At 51.2% G+C, this 250-nt stretch carries 1 pseudogene; it reads left to right on the forward strand.

Annotated features, from left to right (window positions below):
• Positions 1-143 (forward strand): annotated as a pseudogene (locus F7Q90_RS26355) (IS630 family transposase); the annotation flags it as partial.
• Positions 144-250: the final 107 nt, after the last annotated feature.

Raw genomic sequence — 250 nt, forward strand, 5'->3', positions numbered from 1 at the left:
GTGACCCACACAAAGAAGAAAAAATGGTCGCTATCCATGAAGCACTGGCGAAATGTAGTGCGGAAAACCCCGTGTTTTACGAAGATGAAGTGGATATTCATCTCAACCCGAAAATCGGTGCTGACTGTAAGCGTCGCATTCAGACCGTATTGACGTTCAGGCAGAGGGAAGCTCGACCTTCCATGGCAGCAGATCGCGGACCCGGTTCACCGGCCAGTCCTGTATATGACCGATGACGTAACGCAACCAC

Source organism: Pantoea stewartii subsp. stewartii (genome assembly GCF_008801695.1).
Lineage (GTDB): Bacteria > Pseudomonadota > Gammaproteobacteria > Enterobacterales > Enterobacteriaceae > Pantoea > Pantoea stewartii.